This window comes from Methylomonas stagni (genome assembly GCF_050154735.1).
Taxonomy (GTDB): Bacteria; Pseudomonadota; Gammaproteobacteria; order Methylococcales; family Methylomonadaceae; genus Methylomonas; species Methylomonas koyamae_A.
In genome coordinates this window covers 1,047,298-1,072,088 of record NZ_CP189557.1, presented here as the reverse complement: position 1 = coordinate 1,072,088, position 24,791 = coordinate 1,047,298, and the positions used below count along the sequence as shown (strand labels likewise).

Genomic DNA, 24,791 nt, shown 5'->3' with positions numbered 1-24,791 from the left:
CGGCGCTCTGATCGAACCAGCAAAAAGGTTGGCTTAAACCGCAAGGTTCTTACGGCGCGTCGCACCGACCAAGCCAATCAGACCACTACCGAACAACCAGACGGCGGTCGGCACGGGTACCGCCGCCGGAAGGTTCATCGAGAGGCTGCCGACGACCGTATCGGTGGCGGAAATCCCCAGGAACGATCCCCAGGTCAGGCCGAACGGGCTGGGATACTTATTGCTGCCGCTTCCAAAAATCAGGTCACCGCTCAAAGTCAGTTCGCCGCCGGCGTTCACGGTTTCGCTGGCATTGGTCAGTTGCAAAAAGGTGGTGCCCGAGAAAAATTGGTCGTAAGTCACCAGATTCCACACGCCACCGATTTTTTGCAGACGAAAATCGTAAGGTGTTAATGAGCCGCTACTGGTGCCGGGTACCGACATGCGCATGCCGCCGCTGAGACCGATTTGGCCACTGGCGGTGTTACCGACCTCCATCGTGGTCGCTTGTAGCGTGCGGTTGACGGCGGCGTAACTGACCGTCGTAAGATTGGTGTTAATCGCTAGCGTCATGTCGATGGCCGATGCAATGCCGCCGACGGTATCGGCGGTAATGGCGATCTGGTTGTAGCTGGCATCAAAGAAGCTATCGATCCGCCAACCACCGGTGACGGCGGCTAACGCCGCGTTGTCGATTGAAATGCCGACGCTGCCGGTAACGAGCGCGGCTTCAGCGCTGGCAGGCGCGAGAAATCCGCCCAACATCGCGATGGAAAGAGCACCGGCGGTGGCTAGTTGCAATCGGTAACTGTGTTTTTGTGTCATGGCATGTCCTTAAAGGGTCGAAATAATGAAAATGTCTGGCCGCAAGGCGCACGTTTCCCGTAACGCCGGACCGAGTTTTCGGTCCGGCGCTGGAAGCGAACATGGCAGTACGGGCAACCCGGCGGTCTTTTGGTCCAAAGATCCGTGGTTTTCCGGCTCCGTCTCGCGGCGGATGTGGCGTTTTTGCCGCCGGTCCCGGCGGCTTCACTCTAGTTCCTTAAGTGATCCGTCCTTTAGCTCCGTGTGTTCAGGCGACCTAATAGCGGTACGCGATGTTGAAATACAGTTCGGTATCCGCGCCGGGTGCGACCCGGCCGTCGAAATAATCGAAAGGTCGATAATAATGTTCGCCGCTAAGGTTTTTGACGGTGGCCGCCAATTTCCATGCCGACGTTTCGTACCCCAGACTGGCGTCCACACAGTGGTAGCCGGAGGTCTTGAAGCGGTTGTCCTTGGATAAATAGGCGCCCGCGCTTAAATTCACGCCAACCCCGATTCGCCAACCGGGCAGTAAGGAGGCCGGCAGTTGGTAATTCAACCACAGCCGCCCGGCCTGGTCGGGCACCTGAGGCAAACGGTTACCGGCCGGAACGCCGGCTTTATCGTCCTGGTAGCGCGCCAACGTGTACGCATAATTGCCAAGCAAATCCAGCCCTTCCGATAACCGCCAATTCAAGTCCGCTTCCACGCCCTCGGCGCGTTGACCGCCGGAGGCGGTCGAGCGTAGCAAGGTGTCGTTCCCATCGGTTACCGCTACCCGTTCGCGGTCGATTCGGAATACGGCAAATTGACCGCGCCAGATACCGTCGATATCGAATTTCAAACCGGTCTCGACGTGGCGCGCCAATTCCGGCAACGGCGTATCGGCAAACTCGACGAAGGGCTGGCCGCGCATACCTTCGCTGTAACCGGCAAACCAGGTCCAGGCTGAACCGATGTCGACGGCGACGCCCAACCGGGGCAACCATTTCTCGGTGTCGGTGCTGTTCGAGCGGCCGCTCGCGGTGTTTCGAAAATCGATGGCCACCTTCCCTCTACGCAAGCCGGCCAGCAAATGTAGCCGATTGTAAAAACTGCCCTGCCATTGCAGATAGCCGCCGTAGGTCAGATTACCGATAAACTGGTTTGGCTGCGCCGGTTCGGGGACGGCATACCTTAACCCGAAGTTGGGTTGGGCAAGATCCACCAAACCGGTATTCGCCAAATCGGCGCCGACGAAGCCAATATCGTCGAGTTCGCCGCGGTCGGCACCGATGACCAACGTGTGCTCGCTGTTTTCCGAGGCGAACTTTCCGGTCAGATAGCCGAGCACGCTGAACTCGCGTTGGCCTTGATACAACTCGGCGTTAACCAGCCCCCATGCCGACGCTCCCAATGCGCTCAGCGGCCGATCGGCTATAAAGCCATCGTCGCCGAATAGCGTTTGCACCCGCTGATCGAAACTGGCTCGAGACACCCGGCTTTTCAGCGTGATCGTCCAGTGCTTATCCCAACGATGCTCGAACTCGCCCCAAATCGCTTGGCTGTCCGAACGGCTTTGGGGCGCATCGGCCGGGCCGATAAAGCTGTCCGGTGGGAGCCGAAACCGGCCGGCTAAGGTGCCGGTGGCCGGCAAGCCTTGATACTCGGTTTGCCGCCAATGCGACAATTTCCCGCGCAAGGTAAGCTTGTTACGATGGTTGTCGGTGAAGGTCAGGGCCGGATTCAAGTTGTAACGCTGGGTCTCGACCGCATCGACGCGGTTGCCGGCATCGGTAAATTCACCGGTCATCCGCAGCCAAACCCGGCTATGCAAAGGCTGATTGATATCGAAATTCGGTTGAAAGTAGTCGTGAGATCCCGTTCGGAAGCCGAATTCGCCGAAAGCCTCGGGTCGAGCTTGCTTGGAAATCAAATTCACGACACCGCCGACCGGGGCGCCCGAGCCGCCGGCGTAGAGCAGGGCGTTGCTGCCCTTGAGCACTTCCAGGCTGGCAACGTTAATCGTGCTTTCCCGGTCGCCGGGATTGTAATACTGGGTAAAGCCGTCCAGCAGTTGCTCGGAGGGAAAGCCGCGAATGAGCGTCCCTTCCAGGACCGGCGAATACAAGGGATTGCGCGCCACCACGCCGCTGACGTTGCTTAAGGCCTCGCTAACCGTGACGGCTTGCTGGTCGTCCAGCAGGTCGCGGGTGACGCTGGCGACCGTTTGCGGAATCCGTCGCACCGGCGTGTCGGTCAATGTGGCGCTCTGCATTTGGTCGAGGGTATACGAGGCGACATCGTCGGCCGGTTCGGCAATCGGTTTGCCGATGACCGTGACTGGCGGCAACGCAACCGGAGCCCGTTGCGGGTTAGGGCTGCGCTCCCCGGCCTCGAGCGTGACCGTACGGGCGCCCAGAAAGCGGAACGTCAACCGGCTGTTTTGCAACAGGACGCGTAGCCCTTGTTCCACGCTCATGCGTCCCTTCAGTGCGGGAGCGTTCAGACTGCGTAAGTCGTCAACCGGAAATACCAATTCAAGGTTAGACTTGGCGGCGAATTCGATCAGCGCGTCGTTCAACGACTGAGCGGGTATGTTGTAGTCGAATCCAACCGGCTCGGCCAAAACCGGTATCCAAACCATCGTGCCGCTCAGTGAAGTGACCACGCACAGCAACGCGACTTTGTCGACGCCTGTGGCCGGCGTGGCGACTTGGGCTGAGTGGTAACGGCGGCTGGGTACGGGTCGGTGTTTCAAACGTCTTCCTGTTTTGACAATGACTGTCTTCAATAAGGAAGTCGTTCGAGCGAGAAAATCGACTACGAAAAAAACAAAAAAATATCCGAGAGCAACACAAGCGCCAAGATGAACAGGATTTCGCCGACTCACTATTCGAAACATTGCAGTCATGGCTTAAGTGCAAGCGGGAACGTAATCGTGGTGATCGGGCGGGGGCCGGGCCCGGCGGCAAGCGGGAGAGTAAGCGGGTTAACGATGTAAAACCGTCCAAAACGGTCCTAGCCGAGACGATTTCAAATTCAAGGCCAAGGTTAGCGTTTTCAGCGCGCTATCCGGATCGTCCAAGGCAAACACGCCGCTGACGCGTTGCCTGGCCAATTCGGTATCGCTAAGAAAAATCCTGCCGTAACGATAACGTTCCAATTCGGCAACCAATTCCGCTAAGGGCTTGTCGTTGATGATTAGGCGACGCTGCTGCCACGCGCCGGATTGATCCAGCCGCTCAGGGGCGGGTGCCGCCAAGGGCCGGCCCTCTCGTAGTTCGACGGCCTGACCGGCCGCGACTTCGAGTTTGGTCTCGCGGCCGGCGCTGACCGCGACGGCGTGTTCCTTGACTTCGATTCGGGTCAAGCCGGCGTCGGTTTTATAGACGTCGAATATCGTTCCCAGGGCGCGCACGGTCACATCGGCGGCCGCTACTTCGAACGGTCGCGTGCTGTCCGGGGCCACGCTGAAACTGGCCTGACCGTGATGCAATACAATACGGCGCAGCCCAGCATCGAACTGGACCGAAATCGCGCTGTCGGTGTTCAACATCAGCCGGCTACCGTCGCTTAAGCGGATATCGCGCAATTCGCCGGTTTGGGTACGATAGTCGCTAAGCAGCGCGTCCAGCCAGTGGGCCTGACGCGGCAGAATCAACTGCGTTGCCAGTAACCAGGCCGCGGCGATGGCCGCGGCGCCTAGTAACCGGCGCCAACGGTGTTTGCGAGGTTTGGGAGCGACCGAGCGCATCAAAGGACGTATACTCGAAATTGGGGCGGCACTGCTCGGTCGTGGCTGTTCACGTCCCGCTAGAACCATATCGTGGAAAAGCGCTTCCGCTAGGTTATACGCGTCGGCGTGAGCGGGGTCGCTGGCTAACCAAATCGCGAAGTCTTCCAGATCGGCGTCGGTCAATTGGTCGTCGCGCAATCTGACCAGCCAATTCAAGGCTTGTTGTTTAGGCGAAGTATCGGGGAGCGCGTCGGAGGAATCGGACATGCTGAGTTTAGAAGAGGTGGGTGGTATATGCGGCGTGGCCGATCACTCGGCCATGCGGTCTGCGCAGTGATGCATCGCTTGAGCCAACAGTTTATTAACCAAGGACTTGGATATGCCCAAGCGCTCGGCGATTTGCGAATAGGTGAGGCCTTCGACACCATGCAGCAGAAAGACCGTTCGACATTGTAACGGCAGCTCGGCTAATGAGCTATGAAGCGCTTGCAGACGCTCGCGCCCGATCAGAACACGTTCGGTACTGGAGGCGGGGCAAGCGACGGTTTCGGCGATTGTGTCGAACGCCTCCTCGGCGGTGTGACGGTCACGCACCATCATTTTACGCTGATAATCGACCGCCAGATTCATGGCGATTCTAAATGCCATGGCCCGCGTATTCTCCGGTGCTTGCTGCTCGACGACTCGCCGCAAGCCAAGATAGGTATCGTGAGTCAATTCGGCCGCGATGTCCGGACACTTGATCCGACCAGTCAAAAATCGCAGCAGTTCCGCGGCTAGCGAGTCGCTCCAATACGCATTGCTATCGGTTAGGTTTCTTACAGTCATGGATTTTAAGTAGCGGCGGCATTGGCTCTCGCCAATCCCGGTATCGGTGGCGGGGCATCACCGTCCAGCAAAAATGGGGCCGCTTAATTTAAAAGCCGCAAGATTCGGCCGTTTGCCGTTGTTGTGGAGCCGACAGACTTGCAAAAAACAAGGCAAATCACGGAACCAGGATCTGTCACATAACACAGATTAATTAACGGTAAAAAGTGCGGTGCCTATTTTGCCGCATAGCCAATCCGGTAGCGTTGAAATTGGCCTATACTTTGCCACTTTAAAGCTCAGGAGATCGCTAATGAAAAGCGTGTATTTTGTTCTTATTCCAACCTTAGTAATTGTGTTGCCGAACTTAGCGGTCGCCGAACTGTACAAGTGTAGCGAGAACGGTAAGATCACCTATCAAGCCAAACCTTGTCGGAACAAGTCCGCCGAAAAACAAGTGGATATTGAAATCAGCAATCCCGAGCGTAACGCCAAAGCGTTGGAAAGGCTGAAAGAAGTAGAAGCCGATTACCAAGCTAAAAAGGAACAAGAAGCCTTGCGGGAAAAAGCCCAACACGAGGCCGCGCTTAGGGCCGCCGAAGTGAAGGCACTGGAGCGCAACGCCAACGCCCAGGTCGATCAATCGGAAGCAATGCGCAAACAGGTCAAGGAACTTGACAGCGCCGAGAACGTGCGCGGCTCCATCGTCGGCGAAAAACTGCGCTGAATTCTTCCCGGCCGGACAGCCGCGCGGTTTGACCAGAGAGGCGGCGGGTTTACGCGTATTCGATATGTTGCAAGGTCAATTCGGCCTGTAGCCATTTCAACCAACCGTCCATGCCTTCGCCGGTTTTCGCGGAAACGGCCAACACTTTGATTTTCGGATTAACTTGCTTGGCGTAGCGTATGCACTGCTCGCTGTCGAAATCCAGGTAGGGCAGTAGGTCGATCTTGTTCAATAGCATTAAGTCGGCCGCGTAAAACATATCAGGGTACTTAATCGGCTTATCCTCGCCCTCGGTCACCGACAAAATTACCACCTTGTGAGCTTCGCCGAGGTCGAAGGCCGCCGGGCAAACCAGATTCCCGACATTTTCGATGAACAACAGACTGTGCCGCTCGAGTTGCAAGTGCTCGAAAGCGTGACCAACTCGGTGAGCATCGAGATGGCAACCTTTACCGGTATTGATTTGCAAAGCCTTGACGCCGGTGGCGCGTATCCGTTCGGCGTCTCGCGCGGTTTGCTGGTCGCCCTCGATGACCGCGATAGCGAATTGGCTTTTCAGGCGTTCTATCGTTTCGGTCAACAGCGTGGTTTTGCCTGAACCGGGGCTGGATACCAAATTCAACGCTAAGATGCCGCGCTCAGCCAAATAGTTGCGGTTTTCCGCGGCGTAGCGGTTGTTGCCCGCCAGAATATCCTGTTCGATCTGTACCATCCGCGCCGGCGTTAAGCCGCTGGCGTGCGCGTGCTCCGGACTCTCCGCGGGATGATGCGAGTGATGATGGTCGTGGTTGTGATCGTCTCCGTGACCGTGGCCGTGTGTATGAGAATGCTCGTGATGATCGTGGTCATGCGAGTGATTTAGGCCCTCGCCGCAGCCGCAGACGCCGCACATTATTCTACCTCCAGTTCTTTGATGCGCATTTGATGACCGTCGGTCACCTGTAATTGATGACTGCCGCAAAAAGGGCATTCGTCGTAAAGTTGCTGAACTTCGACGGTTCGGCCGCAGGGCAGACACCAAGCCATTCCGGGTACCGTCACTATTTCCAACCCGGCACCTTCCGCTAAAGAGCCTCGGACTACCAAGTCGAAACTAAATCGCAAGGCTTCGATTTCTACCCCGGCCAGCGCGCCAATTTCCAGCCAAACGGCTTTCACCTTGCGGTACTGTTGAATGGGCGCTTGCTGTTCAAGGGTTTGCAAAATGCTCTCGCAAAGCGACATTTCATGCATGTGTTAATCCGTTGAAATCTCGAACAACTAAAAATAAAGGATTCCGAAACCCGACCATGATTCATTCGTACGACAGGACAGGGCTTCGACCGGAGAACTTCTGCGACAGCCGATCAAGCGGGGCATACGGCAAACGGCTTAACAAGCGTCGGTATCGTAATCCCATTCCAATCGATATTCCACGCACGGATCGATGGCTGCTATCCAAAGTGAGGCTTGACGTTTAAGCGTCTCACTATCGCCGTGCAAACGATACAGTCCCTGGGCGACGACGCCGTCCGGATGAAAATTCCATTCGGTCGGCGCCACGATCCGGTAATCGTATACCCGGCCTTGGCGCAGATCCAATCGATGCAGCAACAATCCACGCGCGGCAACTACTTGGCTCAAGGCCAAGCCATCGGCCACCGGGAAAGGCGGTGGAACGATGCTGGTATCGTCCAACTGTTGAGTCAATGCCGACATTCGAATCGGCAATTCCGCCAGCTCGCGCAATCTGGCTGCGATTCGTACCAGCAAACCATTGCCGTAATGTTGAGATAAGCCGGCAATCGCCGGGCTGGCGGATTGCCGGTTCAGCACCGTGGTTTCCCAGCAACGGGCTTGCCACCGTGGCGCTCGGCAAAATTCCGACGGCGCTTCACCGATCTCCGTCGCCAGCTTGGCCGCAGGCAAGGGCGGTAGAAGTTCGACTGAATTTCGCCCCAAATCCGCCCATCCAAAATCGACGATCTCGCGCATTAGCCGAGCGGCGGGGGCCTGACAGTACCGCCACCAGTCTTTCCAGTCCTCGAAGTCGGCGATTTGCAAAACAGTTGCCAAACTGCCGGCGAATACGGCCTTATCCAGCGTGTATCGCAGATCATCGAGTAGTTCGATGACGTCTCCACTTGCGATGGCCGTGCTGCTTAAACTAAAGGCGTCGCCGTCCTTGAACAGTATGCGCTTCAGTTGGTCGTCGCTCCGCAACAGGGTTGCCATCGCTGCCTTCTCGGCTTTTTCGGCCAAGACCTCTGGCCAATCCAGCAAAATTCGCCAAGCCAGTTCCCGCATGCATTCGGCGAGAACCAATATTTGGCGGGCCGATTCGCTGGCTATGGTCTCTGGGTGATCCAAAACGGCCCGACAAACTTGTCGGGCCGCATAAGCCTGAGCATTGCCGCACACCGAAAACAACACTGGTAGCGTATGCAACAACTCCCGCGCCGACAGGCCGTGTAGAATCTGAGTTGCCGCAATCGGGCGGCTGGATGCTAAGCGAACGCCGCTTATGCTCTCGCCAGTAACGGTTAAATGAATATCGATGCGGCCGGCGGGTGTCACGACGCCGCGTTCTCCGACCATGCGCCACGCAACCAGTCGCGCCGACTCAGAGACGGCGGCTTCGGGCCGGCAAGCAAGGCTAGCAATGCCGATTCGGCGGTTGCTTGCGCGGCGGCTTGATCGGCAAATTCGAACATTGGGGAAAACAACGAGCATAACGCATAAGGGCCAACGCCGTCGGCATGGCTAACCAAAAAGCGGTAATTGCCGTAGGGGAACCGGCGTTCGAACGCAGCGCCCGGTAGGTAATCCCAGTCGTCGCAACTGATCGGCAGCATTGTCAAATTCATGCTCCACGGCGTGATTAATATACCGAGCCACTCGTTGCCGTAACGTTGCAATGCCGAGGTTTGCACGCTTAATAGCGGATTTATAATCGGTAATTCCCGCATTCGGCTTGCTAGTATATTCTCGAACGTTGCGGTCAGCGCGCAACGGATCGATTCTCCGTCTGGGGTAAGCATTTATTCGGCCAGTAATAGAAACCCTTGCTTAGGACTGTCGCATTGGGGGCAGGTCCAATGTGCCGGCAAATCGGCAAAGGCCGTGCCGGGAGGCGTTTGCGACTCCGGATCGCCGTCGGCAGGATCGTAAACGTGCCAGCAGATTTTGCATTCCAGTCGGGCGTCGGCGGGCAGGGTGCCGCAATCGCCGCCGTAGGCTCCACCGAAAAATGAGGCGTTCACGAATATGCTCCGACGATTTCCCGCAAGCGTTGACTGCTATCGGCAATATCTTCGGCTGAGGCTTGGGCCACGCTAGGAATGTCGCAAATTTCCAAGGTATTGAGTATCAGAGTATCTTGCGAATTGTAGTATTGCACCCACCAGACGTAAGTCGTAGCAGTAGCGGTTATTCGACAATTGCCGTAGCCGCGCGACAGTATCGTCACTTTACCGCGGCCGAGACTCTGGTCAAGAAAGACCAGGTCCTGTTCGGTTTGCGGTAGCAAACTCAGGTTGATTACATGCGCGTCATGGCCGGATTGGTAGCTCGCGATGTGAGCGTTGAGTTCGGCGATCAATGGCGGCGCGTTCATGACGCCTTCCGGCAAAGCGGTCATGTTTACATCGAGCGATGGAGCGGCGCCGGCGAAAGCCGTTTCCGCCACCGATGGTGGGAATGCGCCAACTTCGAGACTATCCTTGACCAGTTCGCCAAGTGAGTCGCGATGCTGTAAGCGCCAAACGCCGGCCAATATCGATTCCTGCACCCGGCCGTTGGCGCCTCCGTCAATCAACACCGCGACCTCGCCCTCACCAAGCAGTTCGTCGATGAATTGGCGATTTTCGTCATCCAAGCTCAGTAAATCGATGGTATTTCCGGCAGCCGGAAAGTTGTCCAAGTTCGCTTGAAGTTGTATGGAGAGTTGTCGCGCCGCTGAGAGAGCTGGCGAATTGAGGCTGGTTGAAATCCGCGGCATTGCATACGTCAGCATCTCATTCGGCATGGACAAATAGTCGAATTCAGCGCCGTCCGGTTCTGACGGTTGACTGCCGCGACCGAAAATAGGGAGAGTGTCTGTGGTCATGGATAAATAGGAATAGGACGGACGAAGCCAGTCGTTTAATTTTTGAATACACGCGAGAGACGATTATTCCCGCAGTAGCGCTAAGGTTGTCAGCTAACTTTGCCATAATAGCTGCCGAAGTCAAACTGTTTTTGCCAACCCAGTGACGTCTTTTCCACCGGAATTGGCGACTTAACGAGGGCAGCGCGAAACTGGCTCGACCACAAATGTCATTCATCTGACAAAAGACTTGTCATGTCTGTAAATACCTGTATAATTGCTCAAATCAATCGCGGGGTGGAGCAGCTTGGTAGCTCGTCGGGCTCATAACCCGAAGGTCGTAGGTTCAAATCCTGCCCCCGCTACCAGACAGATTAAAGGCCTAGGTTTAACGACTTAGGCTTTTTTTTGCACGAATTATTGCGTCATCATTGCCTTTAAAAGCAGGATAACGGCTAATAAACTATCGGAAAAACCGCTGATTTAAAAATTACTGGCCACTACAACGAATTCCGTTTCCGTGTTTTTTACTGATCGCCTCGGTTTAAATGAGTTGTGAATGCGCTATATTTGAAGACTGGCCGAAGGAGGAGCATTAGACCATCTGGTCTTCGTCTGAATACAGATTAGCAGCATCAAAAAAACTCAACTGTACAACACTGACGGTTTTGTCATCACTCCGTTTTAGGAAATCCTATGTATTCGTCATCCGATGAAATTGGCATTATCACAGCCTACGTTGAGCAACTGGAAAAGGAGTCGATTCCATATGCTTTGACCATCAAAAAGCGGGTTTCTGCTGGCGACACATTAAATGAAATCGAGATTATGCATTTCGAGCAACTATTATCCGAGGCGCGAATGATGATGCCGATGTTAAAGCACCATTCAGAGTATCAAAAATTAATAGCGGAACTCGCCAGCCTATATCATGAAATCTCGGAAGAAGCCTTGCGAAACGAACTCAACAAGAAAAATAACTAATCGTTGTATTCCACAGATATGGGATGCGGAACTGAATAGTTATTATTTAACATAATATACACACTATAGCGCCGGAAATGCTAGGCGTTAGGATTTTTGCGCTAAGTAATACGCTCGCGGCAATTCCCATGCGCCGCGCCGCCGCCGTCCAGGCTTCTTTCGTTTCTCCGTCGCTTCTCGCCATCGCTGCTGCGATTAGTAGCTCTGCTCTGTCCAGACCAAGATAATCGGCGATTTTTATCGCCGTTTCGTCGCTCATAAGTTCCCTTGAACGTATTTGCGCTATTGCGCCGCTTGATAGTTTTAGCTGTTTAGCGGTTTTGTAGTCGCTTCCTGTTTTTTCCTTTAGCAGGTCGAAAAACTGTGATGGGGTTCTCATAAATTCACCTATCTTACGCGTTGTGAGTGTTTTTGGTTGCTTACATCATGTGAGTTGTTCTAGCCTATGTCAACGACTTACGATTTGTAAGTGATTCTCGACACATAGGGCGACGCTATGACCATTCCAAGACACAAGCGGGCATTTTGGACCCGATCAATTCCAAAGCTCCTACAGCGCTTCCATCGCGAGAATTCGGCGAACCGTCGCCGCCACCCTGCCGGCGTCGCCGTCTTAGCTCCCATAGCGGGGCAGGGTGGCAACCATGCTTAACGACTGCCAAGCCGCCTTGGATACCCTTGCCTCTGCCGAGCAAAGACGAGGGCAGCAACACATGGAAAAGATCATTCACACATTTTCCGAAGTGACCGAAGCCGTTTTCCCGCCCGAGATATTGGCCGCCACGCATTACTGGTTCGTGCCGCTCGTCTGGGTCGGCTTCCTGTTCGCCTTGGTCTTATCGGCCGGCAATCGTCGCGACTAACACCGCAACCCGAGAGGTACTCATGATCGTCTCCGAACGCAACCTAAAAGACACCTGCGAATTCCTGGTGAACGAATACCGCGCCGGCCGTTCCGGCTACCAAGACGCCCGCCAAGCCTTTCGCGGTTTGTCGCTACTACTCGTTGGCCACCGCGAAAAGCGCCATATACAAGCCGCGTTAGACCTTATCGACAACCATCACGCCAAAACACCCAAACCGGAGACGGCTCATGCCTAACGACTGCCAACAAGCCATAGAAACCATTCTGAACGCCGATGTGTTCCTGACGGTGTTCCTTGCAATGTTCGTCTACGACGGTTTGTGTTTTATCGCGCATCGCTTGATTCGTTACGTTGAGCACCGTTCCTGGGGTGCAGCACCGGCTTCCGAGGATTCCGATCATGGCGCATAAACCCCGCAAACAACCCCGTGCCATCGGCCTAACCCATTGGACCCCCGAAGAGCATTGCTTCGTACTTTCCCTGGTCCGCATCGAACTGGCCAGCTTTGAAATCACCCCGTCCGCCAATGCCGGCGAGCGAGCCATTCAAATCATGTTGACCGGCATCGAACACAAGCTGACTTCGACACTACACGCCATGGGGGTGAAAGGATGATTCCTACTTGGACGATCAACAGCCCGTTACCGGTCAACCTCACCAGCTGCGTGCGCTGCCGCGCGTTGGTTGTTCAATCCGATTATCACTGCAAAGGCGCCGGCCATCCGGTCGGCAGTCCCGGCCGCCATGTGCGCCGGGCCGTTTGCCTCTGCCGTTGCTATGCCGTCGATACCTTCTTCATTTTCGACGCCGACAAAATCCGCCCACGAATTACGACCTCCCTCCTGTTCTTGCCCGCCTACGATTGGCGGGCACCTTTTGAAGGTTCGAAACATGGTTACGCTTGATCCCCGCGACTGTATCGCTCACTTAACGCCGCTGATCGACGACTTGGCGAAAGTGCGTTTGTTAATGCAATGGTACGGCGTTCCACTACCCAAGGCCAAAACCGAACAGGGACTCAAGCTGCGGCTGCTATGCCCGATCTGGTGGCGCCGGATGCTAAAGCGCCTGCAAAACCGTGCCGAGGAAAAGCAACAGATCGACAAGGGCCATGTTCGCAAGGGCCGGCAAATCTACGTCAGCGACCGCAGTCAACGCAAAGCCCAGCGGGCCTATCTGCAAGCGCTGACCTTCATGCAACAGATGAGCATGGTTAGCCACGTTGGCGACGTCATCGACATGGAAACCCTGATCGCCCGATCTCTGGCGAATCCCAACAACCGCCGCGCCGAGTTAATGATTCGCATGGCCGGCTTCGAAATCTTTGCCCAAGCCCTTGGCTGGGTCGGCGAATTCGTCACGCTGACGTGCCCGTCCGCCTACCATCGCTACAGCAACGGCCAACTCAACACCCGTTATAACCCGGCCTACACGCCACGCGTTGCCCAGGAATATCTGGTCGACCTGTGGGCCAAAGTCCGAGCCAAGCTGGCCCGCGACGGGATCAAAGTCTTCGGCTTCCGCGTGGCCGAGCCGCATCACGACGGCTGCCCGCATTGGCACATGCTGCTATTCGTGGCACCCGAACACGTCGAAGCACTCCGCGACATCATCCGGCATTATGCCCTGGAGCAAGACGGCGATGAACCCGGCGCCGCTGAGTTTCGCTGCAACTTCAAGGCTATCGATACCGACATTGGTAGCGCCACCGGCTATATCGCCAAGTACATCAGCAAAAACCTGGGTTTCAGCATCGACGACCCGGAACACGACCAAAACGACGACAGCCGCCACTACGGCAAACGCGTCAAAGCCTGGGCCTCGTTGTGGGGTATTCGCCAGTTTCAGCAGATCGGCGGGGCACCGGTCACGGTCTGGCGGCAACTGCGCAAGCTCGGCGAAGGCCAAGCCGACCCCATCTTGGAGCAAGCTCGCCAAGCCGCCGATCAATCCCGTTGGGCCGATTACCTACAGATCATGACCGGCGGCGACCTCCAGATTAAGCGGGTCGATATGGCGGTCCAGCTACTCAAGTTCGAAGAGGTCGGCACTGCCACTGGCGAACTGAAAGCCAACCGCTATGCCGAGATACAAACCGTCATCTACGGCGTATGCACGCTGGCGGCGATGGCGATCACCAAAACGAAATGCTGGACCCTTCAATCCAGCAAATCGGCACTTTCCGAGGTGGCGGGCCAAGTCCGCGGCGGCGAAGCCGCGCGGGCGCCCGCCATCCCTTGGAGTCCTGTCAATAACTGTACGCGGCCCCTAGCCGCGTGATGGCTCAACCACTACCCAACCACGACCCGAGGGGGTTTATATGTCCATGATTACCATGCAAGGCAAGCTTATCAATACCTATCAGGCTAACAGCCGGGTAGACCAGGCCACCGGCCTTGTAACCCAGGGCAAACACAAGATCCAGATCATGGGTCATATGCCCATGGAATCCGGTGAAAGTCGTCTGGAAATGCACGATTTGACCTGCAACGATCTCGAAACCTTCAAGCCCTTGCAGGGCAAAACCATCCGCTTCGCGCTCGGCATCATGTCCAGCGGCGACAACACCATCCTCTTCATCCCGCGCGGCACCAAACCGGAAGTGATTACCGAAGCGCCGCGCGGCGATAAGAACGCCGCCTAAACCATGTCCGCCGCCGTCTTTCAGCCGACCGACCAGGGCAGCAGTTACACGCTTCGCCCCGATCCGGTCCATTACACCGTCAACCCAAGGGAGAAACGCCATGATCGAGCGCCCCGACCATTGTCCCGAGTGTGGCTCGGACGACTTCGCCTTTACTGCCGATCGCTATCGCGGCGGCACGCAATACGCTTTTCACTGTTACGCCTGCGAGCATGAAACGGACGAAAACGTGGACGATGACGACGCCTCGGACGACGGCAATCCCTGGCATGCGGATTGGTACTGAAGTATGGCCAGTTATCTGATCGCCTGCGATCAACCCTTTACCAGCTCGGGCGCCTGCCTGGGCAACCTATCAACGGTGCAGCAAGCTGCGCCCTTTGATCCGACGCTAATCGATCCGGCGTTAGCGTTGGAATATTTTTCAGCCGGACTAACCGTAATTGGCGGCCCGCTCCTGTTCGTCTGGTGTTGCCGCCAGTTGTATTCAAGCCTTTTTCCTTAATAGGTGATTTATGAAAGTAGGACAAAAACACGCGGCCGCCCTGGGTGTGGCCTTGATGATCGTTTCCGGTTTCGCCGGTGCAACCAGTACCTTTGACTCGCTGACGGCGGTCGTGTCCTTCTCGGACTTCGTGACCGCACTGTCCGTGGTCTACGCCGGGATGATAACCACCGGCCTGTTCCTGAAGGGCGGCAACATGATCGCCCGCAAACTGGGCTTCCGTTAATCGGGGCATTGGGGGAGGCGCCGCCCCCCATTCCGATAGGGCTACTCGTTTCCAACCCCTCGTATTCCTGAGGCACTCGTCATGCTCGAACTCTATTACTGGACCTTTTTCGCGGCCGGCATCGTCGTGGCCTACGCCGCCTTCAAACCGCACCGCTAGCCATGAGCGTTTATGCAATCACCGGCAACACCGGCGGCGGTAAAAGCTACATGGCCGCCAAACTGATCGCCGACCAGATTAAGCGGGGCAGGGAAGTCGTGACTAATATCCCGATGCTGATTGAATCGCCCAAGCTCAAGCCGTTTAGCTGGGACGACATCAAAGACCCTAGCAAAGCCTTTGCCGCTGGCGCCCTGTACGTTATCGATGAAGTGTGGAAAGAAATTCCAGGCGGCACCGCCGTTAATAAGATTCACCTGCGGATCATGCACTTCTTCAAGGAACACCGCCACTACAAAGCCCCGGACGGCCAAACCATCGACATCTATTTGGTCACGCAAGATGCCGGCACCGACATTGCCAAAGGCATTCGCCAACTGATCAAACAAACCTGTCTTTGTCACGAGCCGCTTGACCTCGGCCAAAAAGACTTACGCGTGCGCTATTTCTACACCGGGGCCGTTGAAGGCGTGAATCCCGAACTTATCCGGGTCAAGTCCACCAAAACCGAACGCTTCAAGCTCGATTCGGCGGTATTCAAGCTGTATAAGTCCCACACCCAAGCCGAGGCCGCCATCACCGGCGACGTCATTGAACAAACCGGCACCGCCACCATTTGGCAAAGCTGGGAAGCCAAAGGCTGGGCGGCTGCGGTGGTGTCGGCCATTCTCATCGGTGGCTGGGGCATTTATCGTTCGGTGACGGTCATCGCGCCGAAATACCAACAGACGGCGGCTCAACAATTGAATGGTGACGCGGCCACCGATCCGACGGGCAACCTAACGCAATCAGCCAACCCTGTGCCATCGGCAAGCTCGCCAGCGGTCGCCGCCGCGCCGGCCAAGAAAAACGATTCGTTGAAATGGCGGCTGGTCGGCGATCTGACCATTAACGGCCAGCGCTGGGCCTTTATGGCCGACAAAACCGGGCGGGCTAGGCGGCTGCCTATGGAACAGTGCCGCGACGAATGGGACTATCTCGTCTGCGAATACGATGGCGAAACCGTGTCGATGAACACCGGGCCGTTGCCCAACGACAATACTGGGCAAATACCGACCGCCGCAGTATCGGGGTTTAAGTCATGATGGCCCGGTATAGGCCATTTGGCCTAATACTGTTCGGTTTGGTAATGGCATCGAATGCGAGTGCAGGCGCATCGGTAGTGCCAGGTGGCATGACGCCTACCGACTTGGCTTGGTTGAATTCTGCGATCGCTTCTGCAGGTTCGGCGGGTGATGCAATTTTGTCTCGTAGCGTGGATGGTTCGTTGTTGACGAATCAAGGTAAGAAGATTCCGCTCCCCGCGAACTGGTCGGCCGCCATCCCTCGCGCGACCGCTGCCCAAGCCGCCGGCAAGCTCTTGGCTCGCGCGACGCCGATAGGGTTGGCTGGACTTGCGCTTTATGAGCTGTTGCATAACGACGTCGGTCTTAATTCGGACGGCACTCGGACGGTTCAAGCAGATAATTACACGTATTCACAGGCCCCGTTCGGTATATTCAGCTGTCCGACGCATTCCTTCGGTCCCGGCACTACTGCGTCGGTCGGTTCCGCTTATCTCTCTTGGTTGCAGTCGTGCCATCCGGGTTATTCCGACACCGTTTCTGGTAATGTGGTGTCTCAAGGCTCGTATCATGTCAAACTGATGCTTGGTAGCACCAATACCGGCGAATTTACCGTTAATTTTTCGCCAGTGTCCGGTTCTACGACTACTGTTACTCCGACCGAGGCCGATCTCGGCACGGCAATACAGAACTCTTCGGTCCCGACTGCTGACATAGCGAAAGACGTTATTGCAGACGCGAAAACAGCGAATATCGACTTTGGCGGCCTCGGCCTTTTGACTCCTGTTCAGCCGACCACCATCACCGCCAGCCCTGTCGTTGCTGGGGAGGAAACGATAGCGACCGAAATAATCCCGAACGCCGATGGTACAACCTCTACGCGAACAACCAAGGTTCAGACCACCGCAACGCCGAAAGTTACCGGGACGACGGTCGGCGACCAAGCCCTAGAGTGGGAAACGTCCGATAAGCAAACTCGGACGACGACCAACAACGCAACCGGCGTGACGACGACGGAAACCACAACCACCAGCTACGGCACTACCACTACGCAACAAAAGCCGGACTATGGCACCTTCGCCGGCACCGATCCCGGTGACGGATTTACCGATGGCCGTAACAAAGTGAAAACTGCGCTTTGCGGCGGCAACTGTAACCAATCGTTTAACTGTGCCGCAGGTACATGCAGCGTTTCCGAGCGCATGGCAACGCTTAGGACGAAATACTCGCTAGCGCCCACCGCCTCCGGCACGTGTCCCGCCATCACGATGGACCTTAGCGCGGTCGGTTATGGTTCGCACAGTTCGACCGAACACTGTGATCTCATGGAAAGCGTCCGCGTTCAAGTGGGCATCATCATGTCGATTATGATCGCGCTCGGCGTTTTCACGATCATATTGGGGGCGTAAATGGGCGCGATACTCACCAGCTTTTTCAGCTACTTAACCAAGTGGCTGATGTACTGCGCCGCCTATGGCGCCGGTGTGGTCGCCGGCTTAGCTGACGGCATTCTGTATTACCTGCAACTGGTGTTTCTCAAAATTGTCAATGGTGTTATCGATGTTATTACGTCCACGTTGGATGCCTCCGGCGTTGCGTCGGCCATTACCACGATCAATGGCGCCTTCTCCGGCGCTCTGGGGTTCTATGCCGACTTCTTCCATGTCCCGCAAGCCGCCGCTGCAATGGGATCGGCCTATATGATCCGATTCGTCATTCGCCGGTTGCCGGTTGTGGGCTAACAACCGTGAACCGTTACCGACCAGGTAGCTCAAGTCCAGGCGCAGTAACGCCAACCGTTACGCTCCGGACTCAAAAGACGCCGGCGGGGTAACGTGCTGGTACTCTCGTTGTTTCCGGGGATCGGTTTATTGGATCGCGGCTTCGAAGATGCCGGCTTCTGCGTAGTGCGCGGCCCCGACCTGATCTTCGGCGGCGACATTCGCCGCTTTCGCGTGCCGGCCGGCCGCTTCGAAGGGATTATCGGCGGTCCGCCTTGTCAGGATTTCAGCAAGGCCCGCCGTTCGGCACAGACCGGGGAGGGCGGGGAAATGCTCCGGGAGTTCGTCCGCGTGGTCCACGAAGCCAAGCCGCAATGGTGGCTTGCCGAAAACGTCCCCGGCGTGCCGGATATTCGCATCGAAGGCTATAGTTGGCAACGTCTCGATCTGAACGCTGCCGAATTCGGACACGACCAACGCCGTTTGCGTCATGTGCAGTTCGGCTCATTGGACGGCGCCCCGTTACGCATCGATCGCAGAAAAACGCCGGCGAATAACGCCACCGTCTTAGCCAACGACGACCGGCCCTTAGCTGAAATGGCCGTCCTTCAAGGCTTGCCGCCCGATTTCGACATACCGGCGTTTACCCGTGGCGCACTCGCGCGGGCCATCGGCAACGGCGTGCCTTACGGTATGGCCTATGCCCTGGCGCAAGCGGTACGCAACCGAGCGCCCGGTGTTACCCTGTGCGGTTGTTCCTGCGGACGTCCGGTAACGGGGCGGCGCGTTTACTATGACGGCGCCTGCCGAAAACGAGTATTCGACCGAATGCTTAGGCGGATTAAAAACGTGTAATGCGTTACCGAAAATAAATAAGGTAACGTTACCGATAATGCTTGACTTATATATAGTAACGCGTTGCCATATATCCAACGTAACCCGCTGGATTCAAAGCCATGATCGACCAAGCCGATACCCAAACCGTTGACCTGTTCGCGCCGCAAAAACGGGGCAGGGGCCGTCCGTCCACCGGCAAAGCGATGACGCCGGCTGAAAAGCAACGGGCCTACCGGGAGCGCCTAAAATCCCGTAACGTTACCGAAAATAAAAACGGTAACGTTACGGATACAGAGATTAACGCGCATGCGGAAAAGGGAGCCTTGATGGCTCGCTGTCGCCTTCTCGAGACTGAGTGTGCCAAGCTGCAATCGCAGGTCACGGACTGGCGGGACAGGTATTATCAAAGGGACATTGACTATAATCGCGATCTTGAAGCTGTCATAAAGCAAAAGAACCAAGCCGTGGCCGCTCAAAAAGGCCTTGTGACCAAGTTCAAGAACGAGCGCAATGACGCGCGTAACCGCGTCGAATCCCTTGAGCGGCAACTCGCAAGCGCCTTTAAGGTCAAGCCTTTACGGTAACGTTACTGTAAGTTGTATAATATTGATCCATGAAAATAAGCGATATACTTAAACGATTGCATGACGATGGTTGGCGCCTTGATCGCACTAAAGGCAGTCATCGGCAATTCGTTCACCCGGAAAAGCCCGGCGTTGTGACTGTATCCGGAAAGCCAAGCGATGACGTGGCGCCAGGCACTTTAAACAGCATCTTTAAGCAGGCAGGTCTGAAATGAAATACCTCATCATCATTGAGCCGACAGATACCGGGTTTTCGGCCTACAGCCCGGATATTGCCGGCTGTATTGCGACTGGCGAGACGCAAGACGAAGTAAGATCGAATCTAATTGACGCAATTGAGTTCCACCTGGAAGGAATGGCCGCCCAGGGCGAAACAATCCCGAAAGCAACGTCGATAGCCGACTACGTCGAAATCGCCGCCTAAATTCGTAACGTTACCAAAAATCGCTTCTCGCAGACTGCTAGCGATAGCCAGCAGTCGCCCGCGCGGATCGCCGTTCCAGCTCCACCCATCACGCCACCTAACAAACCAACCTGGCCGCACCGGCTCCATGTGCCAGGATCGTCACCGAACCGCATAGAATCGCCTTGAGCATTCTCTACCGTTAACCCGGAAAATAAGCGGCGCTCACAGCGACACAACACAGCGGGAGACCATAACCGCCGCGCAACACGTGAGCCGGAAGGCGAAACGGCTACGCCATTGCTTTGCGGTCCTCGTTGTATTCAAGTCGTGATGTCGTTCTAATAGCAGCGCCCCGAGGCGCCTTTCAAGTCGGATAGGGAGCCGATCAAAAAAAGTGAAGCGATAGCGGAACGGTTCGCGAAGCGATTTTTTGATATTAGGCGACCGCCATCAATAGGGAGCGAAGCGACACACCTACAAACAAGACTGACAACACCAACGGCGCTAGCCGGCGAAGCCGAGGTTTTCGCATACTAGAGCTTTTCTGTTGAAGGAAATATGTAATCTAGCTCTCATTAATTGAAGTTGTTTCGTGCGTTTTATTGCAAAAAATTGCCTCCTTGCAATGGCATAATTACGGCCGTTAGATAAAAGGAGCAACTATGGGTATTCAAGACCGTGATTATTATTGGGAACGACACAGGGAGAACGCGCGTGCGTCGAATTTTGATCAATATGCAAGAAAGATTAATAGAGCGAACGCGACGCTTCCTTCTAACAACGGCTTCTTCAAAACTTTATGGAGTGTAATCTGTATTCTTCTTTCCTTTTACGTGTTCTTTTTTATAACGGGAAAAATACAAGATCGTTATAACGCCAAGTTTCCTTTTCAAGCTCCATCTCAAGGTGCTTTGCCGTTTACTCCGACGAAATTAATTGAAGGGGGTATAGAGATTAAGGCAGATGTTCAAGGCCATTATCGAGGAACTGTTGAAATTAATGGCGTTTCTATGCCGTTTATGATTGATACTGGTGCAACTGCTGTAACATTGCCGGTAAACCTCGCGATTAATGCAGGCGTGCCGATTGGCTCTCCTGTGGTAGCCAATACCGCTGGAGGGCAGGTGGTGCAAAACTCAGCGACTGTTCATACTCTTAAAATCGGTAACGCTGTGTTGCACGATGTTCAGGCAAGCACGAACCCTCATATAAATGAAGTGCTTATAGGAATGAGTGCATTAAAATATTTTAACGTAACTCATTCTAATAACACGATGACATTGGTAGGTAATGGCTCAAGTTCTAAGTTAATCGAACGGCCAAGCCCGGACTTTGCGTCAATAAGGCCACCGTCTGCGCCGGTTTTAATGGCACCTCAAATTAGCCCTGCGATTGCGTCGTTAATTCCATCGGTAGCGGCCCCAGTGGAAAAGGCGCGTGAGAAAAGGCCGCTTATTGTTCATAAGACAGTGACTTGTGACGCGAACAAGATTTGCACTACAAAATATAGCGATAAACCATAGTCGAGTTCAGAAAGTAGGCCGGCTAGCGCCGGCGGTGTTTGAATTTTGCGGTTAAGGTTTCGGCCATTCCGGATAGCGTTTTCAGCCGTTTGATTTCGGTTTCAAGTCGTTCTATCTGTTCGGCCTGGTCACGCCATAACAGTAAGGATCTTGGCGTCCATCGGTGTGACTTATATTTGAGTTTGCCGCGTGTAAAGATGAATCCTTCCCATCCTTCAACACCAACGTGTTTTTGATCCCATAACAACAGATGACGCTCGGCCAGCTCGTTTCCTTCCTGGTCCCATCGTTCGATGGTGTCCACGTCGACGCCCAGCACCTCGGCGGCTCGCTCTTGATTTAGTCCGACTTTATTCCAGCGAACGTGATAAAACCGGGCCTTGCTTGGCCGGCCGCGGCTACGGTTTGACATTTTTTCGACTCCATTTCTGAAAAATAGAATCATTAGCAGGAATCATTCCGACCGTTGTTATTTTACATAATATACATTATGCGAAGTCTCGGTCTTAGGAGGCGGGCGGCCGCGAGGCCGCTGGTTCGGCTCGGGTTTCGCGGCCGCTGGCAGCCTGGGCAACGCTGGCCGGCGTATCGCGGTAAGGATCGAACCGACCGTATTTGATATAAGCGCGGCATTGATCGGGGCTGACAAAGTAAGGCGTGGCTTGTTGCGTATAACACAGACAGCCTTCCGGCCGGCGGCGATCGACGACACAACTGGACAAACGCGGGAACGTGACCGGCTTTGCCAGGTCGGCAAACGCCGGCGCGGACTCGGGGACGTTCGCAAGCTTGGGGTTGTGTAGTCAAACTTGGCCAGGTCGTCACCGTCACGATGATCTGGCTGATCGAAAAATGGCCACCCGACGCCTGACCATCGCTTCCGGTGTTTCGTACACGTTCTGCACCTCGTTAAAGAACAACACGGCCTCGTCAGGCGCCCATTCATGCCAGGTTTTCGCAAAATCAAAAACCATCAGCGGTGATCCGACTGCCTTCCGGCTCCGGTGCTTCGCGTCCGGACAGTCTCCCAATGTAGCTACACGTCACGACGCGCTTCTGCCTTATCGAGGTTCGAGCCTTGTTGAAACGCGGAACGCGTGAAGCCCTGCGGTGTTGTAGATCCGGCTATCTGGTAATTGGCGTAGCGGACATGTTCGAGGCGCTTTCCCGTGCGGGCGTTCCTATGGCTGCGCTGGCCGGACAGCATTGAAGTTTGGCTGGTTTATCGTGACAGGTGACGATTATTCCGGATAGTAGGCAGAATCGGTGATTTGCGACCAATCCCAAGGGCAAATCACCGTAAAGACATCAATATCGATACCGGTTTCTTGAAAGGCTTCGCATCCACGCTCAGAGCCCCCACCCAAAAAACTAACGCCTAATCGGGCGGACAGTTATCATGAGCGACCATCGCGATAAACGCGCCGCTCTGCCCCAATAATCGACCCATTGTGAATACACCTGAATTTTGTTCCCTGTCGTTAAAGCCGGCTCTGCTGGAAAACATCGAATCCCTGGGTTATACCCGCATGACAGCCATCCAGGCCGAAACTCTACCGCATATACTTGAAAACAAGGACGTCATCGCCCAGGCAAAAACAGGTAGCGGCAAGACCGCCGCGTTCGGCATTGGCTTGTTATCGCGACTGGATTCGAACAGTTTTAAAGTCCAGGCAATGGTGATTTGCCCTACGCGCGAGCTAGCCGATCAAGTTTGTAAGGAAATCCGCCAGCTGGCCCGCCTTACCCAAAACATCAAGGTACTCGTATTGTGTGGCGGAGCGCCGTTTACGACACAACGTGCCTCGCTGGAACACGGCGCGCATGTGGTGGTCGGCACGCCGGGCCGCTTATGGGAGCATCTGCAAAAACACAGCTTACGGCTGGAGCACCTGAAAGTGTTGGTGCTGGACGAAGCCGACCGCATGCTGGACATGGGTTTCGCCGATATCATCACCGATGTGATTTCCCACGCGCCTAGCCACCGCCAAACCCTGTTGTTTTCGGCAACGTATTCAGAGGCCGTGCGAGCCTTGAGCCAACGATTTCAGTTCAGACCGGTGTCCGTCAGTGTCGAAGCCAGCCACCGTGACAACGACATCGAACAGCGTTTTCACCGGATCGACAAGAACAATCGGCTAAATGCCTTGGGTTATATGCTGGCCTATCATCGCCCCGAATCGACGGTGGTGTTTTGCAACACCAAACGCGAGTGCCAGGACGTAGCCGACACCTTGGCTCACTGCGGTTTTTCGGTACAAGCCCTACACGGCGACCTGGAGCAAAAGGATAGAGATCAGGTATTGGTGCGCTTCGCCAACAAAAGTTGCTCGATCTTGGTCGCCACAGACGTGGCGGCCAGGGGCTTGGATATTAAAGACATGCAAGCGGTGATTAATTACGAGCTGCCGTTCGATCCGGAAGTCTACGTGCATCGCATCGGTCGCACCGGCCGGGCCGGCGCCAAGGGGCTGGCGTTGAGTCTGGTCGGCGATGCCGAGTTAAACCGGGTCAAGGCCATCGAAGACTATATGAATGTCGGCGCGCGGTGGGACGAAGTCGCGCCGTTCCGACTCGACCGCGAGGAACGCTACGAGCCGCCGATGGTGACTTTGTGGATAGACGGCGGCCGCAAGGACAAGATGCGGCCCGGCGACATTCTGGGCGCCCTAACCGGCGCCGGCGGCATAGCCGGCCGCGAAGTCGGCAAAATCGACGTGTTCGATAAGCAGGCTTACGTCGCGATCAAACGCGACCGTGCCGACCTGGCATTGGCCTGTTTACGCAAAGGCAAGATCAAGGGCCATCGTTTTAACGTGCGCCTATCGCAATGGTAATCTGACACCGATCTTCATCCAGGCCTACCCTCGCGGCTTGACCGGCCGTAAGATTGTGCTCGAAAACCGCGATTGGGTAACGCCAATTTTCCGTTTCATAAACTCGGCGGACGTCGTCTCACCGGATACAAACGCCACCGGGCCAACAATTGAACATCCAATCGCCCGACGCCGTTGTTTCGGCGTTTGCTTTGCGATATGCTGCGAACCCAAGCAGTTTCGAGGCTTGCACTCGCCGTAGGCTTAGCCCTGGGATCGATATCGAACCACGACTAAACCCTTCGCCATACTCAAACATGGCGATATTCTCGTTTCCGGAATAATAACGGTAACT

The 24,791-nt window shown here is 55.4% G+C and carries 33 protein-coding genes, 1 tRNA gene and 1 riboswitch; of the genes, 21 read left to right on the top strand and 13 right to left on the bottom strand.

Going from position 1 to position 24,791, the window contains the following annotated elements:
• Positions 1-33: 33 nt before the first annotated feature.
• The 4 genes from ACP4CD_RS05085 to ACP4CD_RS05070 form a co-directional block, all read right to left on the bottom strand.
• The gene (locus ACP4CD_RS05085; RefSeq protein ID WP_426993815.1) at positions 34-804 is read right to left on the bottom strand and encodes a hypothetical protein; all 771 of its coding nucleotides are present in this window, start codon (positions 802-804) and stop codon (positions 34-36) included.
• A 109-nt stretch (positions 805-913) separates the two neighbouring features.
• A riboswitch (cyclic di-GMP riboswitch) is annotated at positions 914-993 on the bottom strand.
• A gap of 67 nt (positions 994-1,060) precedes the next feature.
• Complete coding sequence (locus tag ACP4CD_RS05080) at positions 1,061-3,523, bottom strand: TonB-dependent siderophore receptor (protein WP_426993814.1); 2,463 nt, start codon at positions 3,521-3,523, stop codon at positions 1,061-1,063.
• A 231-nt stretch (positions 3,524-3,754) separates the two neighbouring features.
• On the bottom strand, positions 3,755-4,768 hold the full coding sequence (locus ACP4CD_RS05075) for a FecR family protein (RefSeq protein WP_426993813.1): 1,014 nt from the start codon (positions 4,766-4,768) through the stop codon (positions 3,755-3,757).
• A gap of 42 nt (positions 4,769-4,810) precedes the next feature.
• Complete coding sequence (locus tag ACP4CD_RS05070) at positions 4,811-5,329, bottom strand: sigma-70 family RNA polymerase sigma factor (protein ID WP_426993812.1); 519 nt, start codon at positions 5,327-5,329, stop codon at positions 4,811-4,813.
• 292 nt (positions 5,330-5,621) lie between these two features.
• On the opposite strand from ACP4CD_RS05070, the gene ACP4CD_RS05065 reads away from it, so the two are divergent.
• A complete protein-coding gene (locus ACP4CD_RS05065; RefSeq protein WP_071156858.1) occupies positions 5,622-6,035 on the top strand; it encodes a hypothetical protein in 414 nt (137 codons plus the stop codon).
• Between the two features lie 49 nt (positions 6,036-6,084).
• Here ACP4CD_RS05065 and hypB read toward each other — a convergent pair whose 3' ends face one another.
• From hypB to ACP4CD_RS05035, 6 genes are all read right to left on the bottom strand, one after another.
• Positions 6,085-6,927, bottom strand: a complete 843-nt coding sequence (gene hypB, locus ACP4CD_RS05060; protein WP_426993811.1) for a hydrogenase nickel incorporation protein HypB — start codon at positions 6,925-6,927, stop codon at positions 6,085-6,087.
• The gene (gene hypA, locus ACP4CD_RS05055; protein ID WP_168030830.1) at positions 6,927-7,268 is read right to left on the bottom strand and encodes a hydrogenase maturation nickel metallochaperone HypA; all 342 of its coding nucleotides are present in this window, start codon (positions 7,266-7,268) and stop codon (positions 6,927-6,929) included. The genes hypB and hypA overlap by 1 nt, the downstream gene beginning before the upstream one ends.
• A gap of 138 nt (positions 7,269-7,406) precedes the next feature.
• Entirely contained in the window at positions 7,407-8,612 is a 1,206-nt protein-coding gene (locus tag ACP4CD_RS05050) for a Ni,Fe-hydrogenase I large subunit (RefSeq protein ID WP_426993810.1), read from the bottom strand.
• The gene (hybE, locus tag ACP4CD_RS05045; RefSeq protein WP_426993809.1) at positions 8,588-9,055 is read right to left on the bottom strand and encodes a [NiFe]-hydrogenase assembly chaperone HybE; all 468 of its coding nucleotides are present in this window, start codon (positions 9,053-9,055) and stop codon (positions 8,588-8,590) included. Before hybE ends, ACP4CD_RS05050 begins: the two co-directional genes overlap by 25 nt.
• Positions 9,056-9,277, bottom strand: a complete 222-nt coding sequence (locus ACP4CD_RS05040; RefSeq protein WP_064027576.1) for a rubredoxin — start codon at positions 9,275-9,277, stop codon at positions 9,056-9,058. It lies immediately after the preceding gene.
• The gene (locus tag ACP4CD_RS05035) at positions 9,274-9,936 is read right to left on the bottom strand and encodes a hydrogenase expression/formation protein (RefSeq protein WP_426993808.1); all 663 of its coding nucleotides are present in this window, start codon (positions 9,934-9,936) and stop codon (positions 9,274-9,276) included. The genes ACP4CD_RS05040 and ACP4CD_RS05035 overlap by 4 nt, the downstream gene beginning before the upstream one ends.
• Before the next feature lie 456 nt (positions 9,937-10,392).
• On the opposite strand from ACP4CD_RS05035, the gene ACP4CD_RS05030 reads away from it, so the two are divergent.
• Positions 10,393-10,469 (top strand) — tRNA-Met (locus tag ACP4CD_RS05030).
• A gap of 328 nt (positions 10,470-10,797) precedes the next feature.
• A complete protein-coding gene (locus ACP4CD_RS05025; RefSeq protein ID WP_071156846.1) occupies positions 10,798-11,085 on the top strand; it encodes a hypothetical protein in 288 nt (95 codons plus the stop codon).
• Positions 11,086-11,131: 46 nt separating this feature from the next.
• Here the strand turns inward: ACP4CD_RS05025 and ACP4CD_RS05020 are convergent, their stop codons facing one another.
• Complete coding sequence (locus tag ACP4CD_RS05020; protein WP_426993807.1) at positions 11,132-11,464, bottom strand: hypothetical protein; 333 nt, start codon at positions 11,462-11,464, stop codon at positions 11,132-11,134.
• 265 nt (positions 11,465-11,729) lie between these two features.
• Between ACP4CD_RS05020 and ACP4CD_RS05015 the strand changes: the two genes are divergently transcribed.
• The 17 genes from ACP4CD_RS05015 to ACP4CD_RS04935 all read left to right on the top strand — a co-directional run bounded on the left by ACP4CD_RS05015 (position 11,730) and on the right by ACP4CD_RS04935 (position 21,620).
• On the top strand, positions 11,730-11,948 hold the full coding sequence (locus ACP4CD_RS05015) for a hypothetical protein (protein ID WP_426993806.1): 219 nt from the start codon (positions 11,730-11,732) through the stop codon (positions 11,946-11,948).
• 22 nt (positions 11,949-11,970) lie between these two features.
• Positions 11,971-12,186 (top strand): hypothetical protein, encoded by a 216-nt coding sequence (locus ACP4CD_RS05010; RefSeq protein WP_426993805.1) that lies wholly within the window; start codon positions 11,971-11,973, stop codon positions 12,184-12,186.
• A complete protein-coding gene (locus ACP4CD_RS05005) occupies positions 12,179-12,361 on the top strand; it encodes a hypothetical protein (RefSeq protein ID WP_426993804.1) in 183 nt (60 codons plus the stop codon). Before ACP4CD_RS05010 ends, ACP4CD_RS05005 begins: the two co-directional genes overlap by 8 nt.
• Positions 12,351-12,566 (top strand): hypothetical protein, encoded by a 216-nt coding sequence (locus ACP4CD_RS05000; protein WP_426993803.1) that lies wholly within the window; start codon positions 12,351-12,353, stop codon positions 12,564-12,566. Before ACP4CD_RS05005 ends, ACP4CD_RS05000 begins: the two co-directional genes overlap by 11 nt.
• Before the next feature lie 276 nt (positions 12,567-12,842).
• Positions 12,843-14,231, top strand: a complete 1,389-nt coding sequence (locus ACP4CD_RS04995) for a replication endonuclease (protein ID WP_426993802.1) — start codon at positions 12,843-12,845, stop codon at positions 14,229-14,231.
• 40 nt (positions 14,232-14,271) lie between these two features.
• Positions 14,272-14,595 (top strand): hypothetical protein, encoded by a 324-nt coding sequence (locus ACP4CD_RS04990; RefSeq protein ID WP_426993801.1) that lies wholly within the window; start codon positions 14,272-14,274, stop codon positions 14,593-14,595.
• A gap of 100 nt (positions 14,596-14,695) precedes the next feature.
• Positions 14,696-14,881 carry a hypothetical protein gene (locus tag ACP4CD_RS04985; RefSeq protein WP_426993800.1) on the top strand — a complete coding sequence of 62 codons (186 nt, stop codon included), beginning with the start codon at positions 14,696-14,698 and terminating at the stop codon, positions 14,879-14,881.
• 3 nt (positions 14,882-14,884) lie between these two features.
• Positions 14,885-15,100, top strand: a complete 216-nt coding sequence (locus ACP4CD_RS04980) for a hypothetical protein (RefSeq protein WP_426993799.1) — start codon at positions 14,885-14,887, stop codon at positions 15,098-15,100.
• 10 nt (positions 15,101-15,110) lie between these two features.
• Positions 15,111-15,326 carry a hypothetical protein gene (locus tag ACP4CD_RS04975; protein ID WP_426993798.1) on the top strand — a complete coding sequence of 72 codons (216 nt, stop codon included), beginning with the start codon at positions 15,111-15,113 and terminating at the stop codon, positions 15,324-15,326.
• Positions 15,327-15,487: 161 nt separating this feature from the next.
• Positions 15,488-16,570 carry a zonular occludens toxin domain-containing protein gene (locus ACP4CD_RS04970; protein ID WP_426993797.1) on the top strand — a complete coding sequence of 361 codons (1,083 nt, stop codon included), beginning with the start codon at positions 15,488-15,490 and terminating at the stop codon, positions 16,568-16,570.
• Between the two features lie 44 nt (positions 16,571-16,614).
• Positions 16,615-17,958 (top strand): hypothetical protein, encoded by a 1,344-nt coding sequence (locus tag ACP4CD_RS04965; protein ID WP_426993796.1) that lies wholly within the window; start codon positions 16,615-16,617, stop codon positions 17,956-17,958.
• Complete coding sequence (locus tag ACP4CD_RS04960) at positions 17,959-18,291, top strand: hypothetical protein (protein ID WP_426993795.1); 333 nt, start codon at positions 17,959-17,961, stop codon at positions 18,289-18,291.
• Between the two features lie 93 nt (positions 18,292-18,384).
• Positions 18,385-19,125, top strand: coding sequence for a DNA cytosine methyltransferase (locus ACP4CD_RS04955; protein WP_426993794.1), 741 nt, complete (start codon positions 18,385-18,387; stop codon positions 19,123-19,125).
• Between the two features lie 101 nt (positions 19,126-19,226).
• Positions 19,227-19,691, top strand: a complete 465-nt coding sequence (locus ACP4CD_RS04950; RefSeq protein ID WP_426993793.1) for a hypothetical protein — start codon at positions 19,227-19,229, stop codon at positions 19,689-19,691.
• A gap of 29 nt (positions 19,692-19,720) precedes the next feature.
• Complete coding sequence (locus ACP4CD_RS04945; protein WP_083385774.1) at positions 19,721-19,906, top strand: type II toxin-antitoxin system HicA family toxin; 186 nt, start codon at positions 19,721-19,723, stop codon at positions 19,904-19,906.
• Positions 19,903-20,115, top strand: a complete 213-nt coding sequence (locus tag ACP4CD_RS04940) for a type II toxin-antitoxin system HicB family antitoxin (RefSeq protein WP_071156818.1) — start codon at positions 19,903-19,905, stop codon at positions 20,113-20,115. The genes ACP4CD_RS04945 and ACP4CD_RS04940 overlap by 4 nt, the downstream gene beginning before the upstream one ends.
• Before the next feature lie 644 nt (positions 20,116-20,759).
• Complete coding sequence (locus ACP4CD_RS04935; protein ID WP_426993792.1) at positions 20,760-21,620, top strand: retropepsin-like aspartic protease family protein; 861 nt, start codon at positions 20,760-20,762, stop codon at positions 21,618-21,620.
• A 22-nt stretch (positions 21,621-21,642) separates the two neighbouring features.
• Here ACP4CD_RS04935 and ACP4CD_RS04930 read toward each other — a convergent pair whose 3' ends face one another.
• Complete coding sequence (locus tag ACP4CD_RS04930; RefSeq protein ID WP_426993791.1) at positions 21,643-22,032, bottom strand: hypothetical protein; 390 nt, start codon at positions 22,030-22,032, stop codon at positions 21,643-21,645.
• A 94-nt stretch (positions 22,033-22,126) separates the two neighbouring features.
• Positions 22,127-22,342: a hypothetical protein gene (locus ACP4CD_RS04925; protein ID WP_426993790.1), complete on the bottom strand. Its 216-nt coding sequence runs from the start codon at positions 22,340-22,342 to the stop codon at positions 22,127-22,129.
• A 729-nt stretch (positions 22,343-23,071) separates the two neighbouring features.
• Between ACP4CD_RS04925 and dbpA the strand changes: the two genes are divergently transcribed.
• On the top strand, positions 23,072-24,457 hold the full coding sequence (gene dbpA, locus ACP4CD_RS04920; protein ID WP_426993789.1) for an ATP-dependent RNA helicase DbpA: 1,386 nt from the start codon (positions 23,072-23,074) through the stop codon (positions 24,455-24,457).
• The last annotated feature ends 334 nt before the right edge of the window (positions 24,458-24,791 follow it).